This is a genomic window from Kribbia dieselivorans NBRC 106261 (assembly GCF_001552435.1).
GTDB classification, from domain to species: Bacteria; Actinomycetota; Actinomycetes; order Actinomycetales; family Dermatophilaceae; genus Kribbia; species Kribbia dieselivorans.
Map to the genome: position 1 here is coordinate 1 of NZ_BCRE01000207.1, position 9570 is coordinate 9570.

The window sequence follows — 9570 nt, forward strand, 5'->3', positions numbered from 1 at the left end:
ACGACCCGGCCTCAACCGGAGCCGTCCATGACCACGCCCCGATTTCATAGGAGAACTCTGCCTACTCGCCTCTCCCCCGGCGGAGGTGGGCCTTCAGACGGCCAGGACGGGTCGGCCGCGCAGGACGATCTGCTGCGGGTGGGCGAGCACTTCGACGTCCTGACGTGGGTCGGCGGCGTAGACGACGAGGTCGGCGTCCGCGCCCTCCACGAGCCCGGGGCGACCCAGCCATTCGCGAGCCGACCAGGTGGCGGCGTCGAGTGCCTCGAGCGGGCTGAAACCGCACTTGACCAACTCAGCGCATTCTTCGGCAACGAGTCCGTGCGGCAACGACCCTCCCGCGTCGGTGCCGACGTAGATCGGCACACCAGCGTCCTTGGCGTCCGCGATCGTCGTCAGGCGGCGAGCGTGCAGGTCGAGCATGTGTTTGTGGTACTCGGGGAACTTCTCCTGAGCCGGCGCCGCGATGCTCGGGAACGTGGCGATGTTGACCATGGTCGGCACAATGGCGATCTGCTGCTTGGCGAAGGTCTCGATCGTGTCCGGAAGCAGGCCCGTCGCGTGTTCGATGCAGTCCGTGCCTGCCGCCGCAAAGTCGCGCAGCGACTCCTCGGCGAAGCAGTGCGCGGTCACGCGAGCGCCCTCCTCATGGGCGGCGGCGATGGCTTCGGTGAGCGCGTCGACCGGCCAGCACGTGGCCAGGTCACCGACGCTGCGGTCGATCCAGTCACCGACCAACTTCACCCACCCGTCGCCCGCACGGGCCTCCGCGCGCACCCGGGAGACGAGCTGCTCCGGCTCGACCTCGTGGGCGAAGTTGCGCTGGTACCGCTTGGGACGGGCGATGTGCCGACCGGCCCGGATGATTTTCGGCAGGTCGTCGCGCTCGTCGATCCAGTGCGTGTCGGACGGCGATCCGGCATCGCGGATGAGCAGCGTGCCGTGGTCTCGGTCCATGGTGGCCTGTGCCTCGGCCGTGGCCTGGTCAACCGCCCCATGGCTGTCGAGGCCGACGTGGCAATGGGCGTCGACGAGTCCGGGAATCGCCCAGCCGCTGACGGTCTGCACGTCGTGCCCGGAACCGGGAGCCGTGAACGTCACCTTGCCGTCGATGACCCACACCTCGTCGCGCACCTCCGCGGGGCCGACGAGCACCTGACCAGTCACATGAAGCACCGTTGCCATGCGGCGAACCCTATCGGACTGTCAGAGACCGGATGCGGGGGTCATGACAGGTCGGCAGGGCGCCGCCGGAACAGGCGCGTCAGGTGCACGGTCCACCAGATCATCGCTGCCACGAACACCACCGTGGACGTGATGAACAGCGCAGTGATGAACCTGGTCGACCCGGCACCGCTCGAGGGCGACCCGCCGGCGCCGACCCACCACATCAGCGCCACCGCCGGCACGAAGACCAGCAGCAGGACCGCTGCGACGCAGGCCATCAACTGCTCGCGCAACAGTCGCTCGAACCGCGCCAGGCGCGGGCCGGTCGCCACCCACCACGCCTTGTCGCGGGCGTTGATGTTGATCGCGCTCGGGAACGAGATGGCCAGTCGGGAGAGCAGCGGCAACCAGATCACCAACAGCGGCACCAGCAGCGAGAGCCCGAGCGCAACCCGAGGGGTGGCCCACCCGTCAGGAGAGCCGTCGACACCGAAGTGGATCGGCACGCGCTCCGCGCCGCGCAGCCCCCACGCTGCCGCCGCCACGATGACCAGGTACACCCCGATCGAAAGCCAAAGTGCCCCACGGAAACCCGGCCTGGCTGCCTCGCGGTTAATGGCTCGGCCCCTCGTGGGGCAGGAACCGCTCCAGCGCAGCCAGCGTGACCTCCGGCTGCTCGGAGTGCACCCAATGGCCGGCGTTCTTGACCGTGATGCGCTGTGTCCGCGGGAACAGCGCCCGCATGGCCGGCACGGCGTCGTCGTTCACGTACTCCGAGTCGGAGCCGGTCAGCCACAGGACGGGACCCTCGTACGGCCCCACATCCGCAATATCCCAGCCACCCAGCGGTCCGAGGTTGTGGCGCAGGAGGTCGAGGTTGAGCTGCCACATCCAGCCGCCGTTGGGGTCACGACGCAGGTTCTGCAGCACGAAGGCCCGAACGGTAGGACTGCCGATCCACGGTCGCAGCGACTCCTCGGCGGACTCGCGCGTTGTGGTGGGGCCGAGGTCGACCCGGTGCATGCCCTCCATGATGGAGGTGAACCCGCGCTCGACCGAGCCGTAGGACATGGGCGCGACATCGACGACCACGAGCCGCTCGACCAACTCCGGGAATCGCAGGGCGACCATCATCGCGACCTTGCCACCCATGGAATGGCCCACGATGGCCCACTGCTCCCCCGGTGCCAGCGCGGCCAGTTCGGCCGCGACGGCGTCGGTCATGTCTCGATGGGAGAACTCCGCCGTCCACGGCGAGCGACCGTGATTGGGCAGGTCGATGAGCGTCGCGCGGCGACCGCCCGCGACCAGCGCCTTGGCGATCGTGGTCCAGTTGCGGCCCTGCCCCAGGACGCCGTGCAGGAACGCGATCCGGGGTCCGGACTCCCCCAGTGTGCGGGTGTACAGCCGGCCGCCCTCGGTCGGCACGGTCGCGGGCGCAGCGGCCGGGGACGACATGGTCACTTACCGAGGAACTTCTCGAAGCCCTTCGGCAGCTGGCTCGGGTCGAGATCGGGCATGCCACCGGCACCCGGGCCGGCGCCGAACGCCGATCCGGCACCGCCACCGGAGCCGCGGCCGGCGGCCTTCTCGGCCATCGCCTTCTCCTCGGCGGCGCGCTTGGCGGGGTTGCCCGACTTGCCCTTCTTCTTGACCTGCTTGGGCTGGCGACCCTTGCGGCCCGAGCCGGGCATGCCCGGCATCCCGGGCATCCCGCCGCCCTTGGCCATCTGCTTCATCATCTTCTGGGCCTCACCGAACCGCTCGAGCAGTTGGTTGACCTCGGAGACCGTGACACCGGAACCCTTGGCGATACGCGCGCGCCGCGAGCCGTTGATGACCTTCGGGTGGTCGCGCTCGAAGGGGGTCATCGAACGGACGATCGCCTCGACCCGGTCAAACTCGCGCTCGTCGAGGCTGTCGAGCTGGGCGGACATCTGCTGCATACCCGGCATCATCTTGAGCATCGACTTCAGCGAGCCCATCTTCTTGATGGCCGAGAGTTGCTGGAGGAAGTCGTTGAACGTGAAGTCCTCGGCGGCGAGGAACTTGCGCGACATTTCCTCGGCCTGCTCGCGGTCGAACGCCCGCTCGGCCTGCTCGATGAGCGTGAGGATGTCACCCATGTCGAGGATGCGCGAGGCCATCCGATCGGGGTGGAAGACCTCGAAGTCCTTCACACCCTCACCGGTGGAGGAGAACATGATCGGCCGGCCCGTGACCTTGGCCACCGACAGCGCAGCACCACCGCGGGCGTCACCGTCGAGCTTGGTCAGCACGACGCCGGTGAAGTCGACACCCTTCTGGAAGGCCAAGGCGGTCTCGACGGCGGCCTGTCCGATCATCGCGTCGATGACGAACAGCACCTCCTCGGGCTGCAGCACCTCGCGGATCTGCGCGGCCTGGGCCATGAGGTCCTCGTCGACCGCCAGGCGACCGGCGGTGTCGACGATGACGACATCGTGCTGGCGGCGCACGGCCTCCTCGACGCCGCGCATCGCGACCTCGACCGGATCGCCGTACGAGCGAGTTCCCTGGCCATCGGCACCCACGGCGTCATGGCCACCCATGTTGCCGCGCTCCGGCGCAAACACGGGCACGCCGGCGCGCTCACCGACGACCTCCAACTGCGTCACGGCGTTCGGCCGCTGCAGGTCACAGGCCACGAGCATCGGGGTGTGGCCCTGCTCCTTGAGCCAGTACGCCAGCTTGCCCGCCAGCGTCGTCTTGCCGGCACCCTGCAGACCGGCGAGCATGATGATCGTCGGCGGGCTCTTGGCGAACTGGATGGTGCGGGTCTCGCCACCGAGGATCTCGACGAGCTCCTCGTTGACGATCTTGACGACCTGCTGGCCCGGGTTGAGGGCCTTGCTCACCTCCGCGCCGAGGGCGCGTTCGCGGATGCCGCGGGTGAACTCCTTGACCACCGGCAGCGCGACGTCGGCATCGAGCAGCGCCATCCGGATGTCGCGGATGGTCGCGTTGATGTCGGATTCGGTGAGCTTGCCCTTGCCGCGAATGTTCGAGAACGTCGCGGTCAGGCGGTCGGAAAGGCTGGAGAACACCGACACAGCCTATCCGTTGGGCAGGCCGACCTCCGAAACACTGGGTGGCGAGGCCGGATCAGGGACCGCCGCGGATCCCCAGGTCGGCCACGCGGGGCAGGTCGATCCGCAGACGCGCGACCTCGTCGGCCGCCAGCGGCTGCCCCTGGGCATCGCTGAGCCACAGCACGTCACTGGCCTGCCCGGCGTGGGTCGCCACCCGGGCGGCGTGCACGGCGATCCGACGGCGGGAGAGGTGTTCGCCCAGGTCGCGCAACAATCCGTCGCGATCGTCGGCACGCACCTCCAGCACCGTCCACCCCACACTTGCGGCGGGGTGCTCGATCACCGTGGCCGGCAGTCGCGCCGCATGTGCCGGGATGCGCAGTCTGCGCGCGGTCCCGGCGGAGCCCTCGATCCGCCGACGGATCCGGTCGGCGCCGGGCGCTTCGCCGCTGACCGAGGAAACCCACCACTGGTCACAGGCCACGCCGTCCTGCGTGTGCAGCAGGGCACGCCGCACCGAGAGCCGCTCCAGGGCCAGCGCACCGGCGACGTCGGCGAACAGACCGAGACGGTCCGGGCCGCAAACGGTCACGACGTAGCCACCGGTCGCCGGGGAGGTCTCGATCTCCACGAGGATGGACGGTTCGACGTCCGGTCCCGGGCGGGGTGCGGAGCCCACCCCCGGAGCCTGGCCGCTGGTGGGCAGCACCGCCAACGCGCGCAGCGCTGCACGCCCACCGGAGGGCAGGGCCACGAGGTCGGGTCCGCCGTCGTGCGGCAGACGATCGCGCACGAGGTCGGCCAGCCCGGTGATCAGCGCCGCTCGCCCGGAGCTCCACGCCGCCGGACCCACCGCGCTACCGTCGGCGATCGTCAGGGCCAGCAGCAACTCGAGCATCTCGCGACTCCCGTCGACCAGGGCGATGGCTCGGCCGATGGTGCCCGGCGCGGCGATGTCCTGGGTCGTGGCCAATTCGGCCAGTCGCAGATGGTCGCGCACCAGGGCCACCACCGCGGTGGTGTCGCGATCGTCGTACCCCAGCCGAGCGAGGATCCGACCCGCAATACGGGCACCGGCGGCCGAATGGTCGGGGGCGCCGGGGAACTTGCCGATGTCGTGCAGCAACGCGGCCAGCAGCAGGAGATCGGGTCGGGCGACCGAGCGCACCAGGCGCGATGCCTCGATCACGGTCGTGAGCAGGTGACGCTCGACCGTGTGGCGGTGGATCGGACTACGCTGCGGGCGACCCCGCACGATGGCCCACTCCGGCAGCCACGGTTCGATCACGCCGGCCAAGTCCAGGGATTCCCACACCGGCAGCAGGGCGTCACCCGCGGCGAGCAGGTCGGTGAGCATGGACCGGGCATCCTCGGGCCACGGCGTCGGCAGGTCGGGGCACGTGGCCAGGTTGCGGGCCGTGGTCGGCGAGAGCGGCAGGTGGTGCTGGGCCGCGACGAGGGCGGTGCGCAGTGGGGTGTGCGCGTCGGCGGCGAACCCGCCGGACTGACCGGTGGCCGAGGCCGAGGTGGCAGACCGGTCCGGGGCCAGCACCGCCTCTCCGGCGCTCTCGAACACGCCGTGGCCCAAGGGCACGAGCACCGGGCGGCGCATCCGCCCGGTGAGCAACCGCGCTCCGTTGCTCTGCCGGGCCCGGCGCATCGTCGCCGCCAGCGCGGCGGCGACGGCCCGGCCGGCGAGGGACACCTCGACCATGAGCGCGTCGGCGTCGGGCAGTCCGAGGAGGAGCGCGACGTCGTCGTGGTCCTCGCGCAGCAGGCGGTCGCGGCCGCGGCCGGTGACCAGGTGCACCGCGTCACGCACGTCGAGCAACCGCTCGATGGCAGCCTCGACATCGCCGTGGGTGCGGTCGGCCAGCCACGAGGCGGTCAGCCCGCGCATGACGGTCGCGTCGCGCAGCCCGCCGCGGGCTTCCTTGAGGTCGGGGTCGAGCAGTTGGCTGAGCTCCCCGTGGCGCTCGTGGCGCGCGAGCGCGAGGTTCAGCAGGTCGTCGAGGCGGGTCCGGGCCGCGCGTCGCCAGTCGTGCCCCACCGTGGAGCGGGCCGCGGCCACGGGGGTGGGGTCCCCGGCGACGTGCTGCAGGTCGAGCAGCCCCATCATCGCGGGGAGATCGGTGGCGGCCACCTCGCGACAGCCCGCCGGGGATCGGACACTGTGGTCGAGAGCGATACCGGCATCCCAGAGGGGGTACCAGAGCCGGTCGGCGAGCTCGTCGAGGCGCGTCGTGGTGATCAGCCGCGGGTCATGCAGCAGCACGAGATCGAGGTCGGAGTGCGGACCGGCCTCCCCCCGAGCGAGGGAGCCGACGACGGCCAGGGCCACGCCATCCTGCGCGGACCCGACGACGTCGCGGAAGTGCTCGCCCAGCACGGCCAGGGTCGCGTCGGTGTGGCGGCGCCGGGCCGCCCGACCGGCGCCGGGGACCGAGAGATCCCAGGCGCCGGCTCCGACCCGCAGGCCGGCCAGGTCGGCAGTCATGTCACACCGCTGCCTCTCCGCGCTCGCCGGTGCGCACGCGGACCACCTCGTCGACGGAGGTGACCCAGACCTTGCCGTCACCGATGCGTCCGGTGCGGGCCGCGGCGACGATCGCGTCGACGATCCGGTAGTCCTCACCGTCCTCGACGAGCACCTCGATGCGGGCCTTGGGCACGAAGTCGACGGTGTACTCGGCACCGCGGTAGACCTCGCTGTGGCCCTTCTGCCGGCCGTAGCCCCGGGCCTCGCTGACGGTCAGGCCGCTGATGCCGAACTCCTCGAGCGCGGCGCGCACGACCTCGACCTGGTGCGGCTTGATGATGGCGGTGATGAGCTTCATGCGCGGGACTCCTCGCGGGTGGGGTCGGCCGGGGTGTCGGCAGCGGTGGAATTGGCGGCGGTGGAAATGGCAGTGGTGGTGGCGAGGGTCGGGTGGCCGGCGGGGGTGGGTGCGACGGGGATCATCGACGGATCCGAGGCGCCGACGATCAGACCGCTGGTGCCGGAGATGTCGTAGGCGGACTCGGCGTGGGCGATCTGGTCGATGCCCAGACGCTCGTCCTCCTCGCTGATGCGCCAGCCCATCGTGTACTTCAGGGCCAGACCGATGACGGTGGTGATGACCGCGGTGAACGCCAGGGCGATGGCCGCGGCCAGGACCTGGGCGAGCAACTGCGCTCCGCCGTGGCCGTAGAACAGACCCGAGCCGGTGGCCAGGAAGCCGATGGCGATCGTGCCCCACAGGCCGGCGACGAGGTGGACACCGACGACATCGAGGGAGTCGTCGTAGCCGAGGCGGAACTTCCACTCGACGGCGACGGCACACAGACCGCCGGCGACCAGGCCCAGCAGGATCGCCCCGAGCGGGGAGATCGAACCGGCGGCCGGGGTGACGGCGACCAGACCCGCGACGATGCCGGAGGCAGCGCCGAGGCTCGTGGCGTGCCCCGAACGGATCCGCTCGGTGACGAGCCAGCCGAGGATGCCGGCGGAGGTGGCGACCAGGGTGTTGATCCACGCCAGACCGGCGTTGCCGTCGGCGGCCAAGGCGGAGCCGGCGTTGAAGCCGAACCAGCCGAACCACAGCAGACCGGCACCGAGCATGACTAACGGCAGGTTGTGCGGTCGCATGGCCACCTTGCCGAAGCCGACGCGGGTGCCGACGATCAGGGCCAGGACCAGACCGGCCATACCGGCGTTGATGTGCACGACCGTGCCGCCGGCGAAGTCGATCGGGGTGGCGATCTTGGCGATCGGGCCGTCGGCCGACAGCAGGCCACCGCCCCAGACCATGTGGGCCAGCGGGAAGTAGGCCAGCGTGACCCAGAGGGCCGAGAAGACCAGCCAGGTGCCGAAGCGGGCGCGGTCGGCGATGGCACCGCTGATCAGGGCGACGGTGATGATCGCGAACGTCGCCTGGAACGCCACGTTGACCGCCTCGGGGTAGCCCAAGGAGTTGATGACCCACTCACCGCCCGCGTCGGCGAGCAGACCGTGCAGGGCGAAGTGGTCGAACGGGGAGGCGAAGACGCCGAGGATGTCCGTCGAGCCGTAGGACATCGAGTAGCCCCACAGGACGTAGATGACGCCGACGACGCCGAGCGCGCCGAACGACATCATCATCATGTTGAGAACTGACTTCGTCCGAACCATTCCGCCGTAGAACAGCGAAAGGGCCGGCGTCATCAGCAGGACGAGTGAAGCGCTGATGAGCATCCACGCGGTGGTGCCCGTGTCGAGTGCGGTTTCCATGCGCCGTACTGTCCACGGCTGCTTTTTCGCGGTGGGATCGAGCGCGTTTCGTCGCGGTTACGATCCGACCGAATCGTGTGTCGGTTGTGTTAAATGCCCACATTCCCCGAGGTGTCACCGCTCGGGTTCTCGCTCGGGTCCGCACTCCGATCGTCGCTCGGGTTCTCACTCTGGTCCTCGCTCGGGTCCTCACGTCCGGGCGCCATGGCCGAGGCCACCACCCCGACGACGGCGACGACGGCCACGACCTCGCCGGCGACCGCGGACATGGACTGGACGATCGTCCACGACAGTGGGAGCAGGAGCAGGTTGAACACGAGGGTGAGCATCCGCGGCCAGGTCTCGCCGCGCCACCACTGCACGGTCATCAGCGCCCACGTGACGGTGAAGATCACCAACAACAGCAGGGAACTCAGCGACACGAACAGGCTGGTCTCCCGGTGCCCGACCAGGCCGATGACGTAGACGACGATCAGCGCCAGGCCGGCCACGGTCTCCAGGGCGCAGACGGTTCCCGCGATCCGGGCGGCCCTCGACAGAGGCACCGGAGCGTCGGTCGGCTGGGGCTGCGGGACGGGAGTCGAGTCGGTCACGGCCTCACGCTAGCCGACCACGATGCGACTTTTTTCGCCCAACCTCTGGCGGCCGGAAACCGAAAAGGTCAGAATGATCTGGACCACCCCCTAGACGTTGAGCCCTCAATCAAGCAAAATGGACGTTTGTGCCTGTCTGCCGACAGGCACGGTGCGACGCGAAGGCGCGTCATCACGGCCCGCCTTAGTCCACCAGCCCTCCGGGCCGTGTCCCCCCATCCACGACCAAGGAGAAACACCACATGGATTGGCGCGATCGCGCTGCCTGCTTGGAGGAGGACCCGGAGCTCTTCTTCCCGATCGGCAACACTGGCCCGGCCATCATGCAGATCGAGGAGGCGAAGGCCGTGTGCCGCCGCTGCGAGGTCATCGACACCTGCCTGAAGTGGGCCTTGGAGTCCGGCCAGGATGCCGGAGTCTGGGGTGGCATGTCCGAGGACGAGCGACGAGCGCTCAAGCGCCGAAACGCCCGGGCCCGACGCGCGGGCTGAGCCGCCCCGCCGGCCCGGCT

Annotated in this window: 9 protein-coding genes; 1 reads left to right on the top strand and 8 read right to left on the bottom strand. The window is 70.0% G+C overall.

Translation table 11 applies throughout. The features are described 5' to 3' along the window. Window positions 1-93: 93 nt before the first annotated feature. From KD1_RS14315 to KD1_RS14350, 8 genes are all read right to left on the bottom strand, one after another. On the bottom strand, window positions 94-1185 hold the full coding sequence (locus KD1_RS14315; RefSeq protein WP_068403033.1) for an amidohydrolase family protein: 1092 nt from the start codon (window positions 1183-1185) through the stop codon (window positions 94-96). Between the two features lie 41 nt (window positions 1186-1226). Next, the gene (locus tag KD1_RS14320; protein WP_068403035.1) at window positions 1227-1727 is read right to left on the bottom strand and encodes a hypothetical protein; all 501 of its coding nucleotides are present in this window, start codon (window positions 1725-1727) and stop codon (window positions 1227-1229) included. Window positions 1728-1779: 52 nt separating this feature from the next. Beyond that, entirely contained in the window at window positions 1780-2625 is an 846-nt protein-coding gene (locus KD1_RS14325; RefSeq protein ID WP_068403037.1) for an alpha/beta fold hydrolase, read from the bottom strand. Between the two features lie 2 nt (window positions 2626-2627). Next, the gene (gene ffh / locus KD1_RS14330) at window positions 2628-4232 is read right to left on the bottom strand and encodes a signal recognition particle protein (protein WP_068403048.1); all 1605 of its coding nucleotides are present in this window, start codon (window positions 4230-4232) and stop codon (window positions 2628-2630) included. A gap of 58 nt (window positions 4233-4290) precedes the next feature. Continuing rightward, window positions 4291-6714, bottom strand: a complete 2424-nt coding sequence (locus tag KD1_RS14335) for a [protein-PII] uridylyltransferase (RefSeq protein ID WP_068403039.1) — start codon at window positions 6712-6714, stop codon at window positions 4291-4293. A 1-nt stretch (window position 6715) separates the two neighbouring features. After that, window positions 6716-7054, bottom strand: a complete 339-nt coding sequence (locus tag KD1_RS14340) for a P-II family nitrogen regulator (RefSeq protein ID WP_068403041.1) — start codon at window positions 7052-7054, stop codon at window positions 6716-6718. Beyond that, window positions 7051-8466 carry an ammonium transporter gene (locus KD1_RS14345; protein ID WP_083542501.1) on the bottom strand — a complete coding sequence of 472 codons (1416 nt, stop codon included), beginning with the start codon at window positions 8464-8466 and terminating at the stop codon, window positions 7051-7053. Before KD1_RS14345 ends, KD1_RS14340 begins: the two co-directional genes overlap by 4 nt. 89 nt (window positions 8467-8555) lie before the next feature. Beyond that, entirely contained in the window at window positions 8556-9059 is a 504-nt protein-coding gene (locus KD1_RS14350; RefSeq protein WP_068403043.1) for a hypothetical protein, read from the bottom strand. Window positions 9060-9301: 242 nt separating this feature from the next. Between KD1_RS14350 and KD1_RS14355 the strand changes: the two genes are divergently transcribed. Next, window positions 9302-9550 (top strand): WhiB family transcriptional regulator, encoded by a 249-nt coding sequence (locus tag KD1_RS14355; RefSeq protein ID WP_068403045.1) that lies wholly within the window; start codon window positions 9302-9304, stop codon window positions 9548-9550. The last annotated feature ends 20 nt before the right edge of the window (window positions 9551-9570 follow it).

Bases quoted from the DNA above. Each gene is read 5' to 3' on its own strand.
- KD1_RS14315 (WP_068403033.1), bottom strand. From the start codon at position 1,185: ATGGCAACGGTGCTTCATGTGACTGGTCAGGTGCTCGTCGGCCCCGCG.
- KD1_RS14325 (WP_068403037.1), bottom strand. From the start codon at position 2,625: ATGTCGTCCCCGGCCGCTGCGCCCGCGACCGTGCCGACCGAGGGCGGC.
- KD1_RS14335 (WP_068403039.1), bottom strand. From the start codon at position 6,714: ATGACTGCCGACCTGGCCGGCCTGCGGGTCGGAGCCGGCGCCTGGGAT.
- KD1_RS14340 (WP_068403041.1), bottom strand. From the start codon at position 7,054: ATGAAGCTCATCACCGCCATCATCAAGCCGCACCAGGTCGAGGTCGTG.
- KD1_RS14345 (WP_083542501.1), bottom strand. From the start codon at position 8,466: ATGGAAACCGCACTCGACACGGGCACCACCGCGTGGATGCTCATCAGC.
- KD1_RS14355 (WP_068403045.1), top strand. From the start codon at position 9,302: ATGGATTGGCGCGATCGCGCTGCCTGCTTGGAGGAGGACCCGGAGCTC.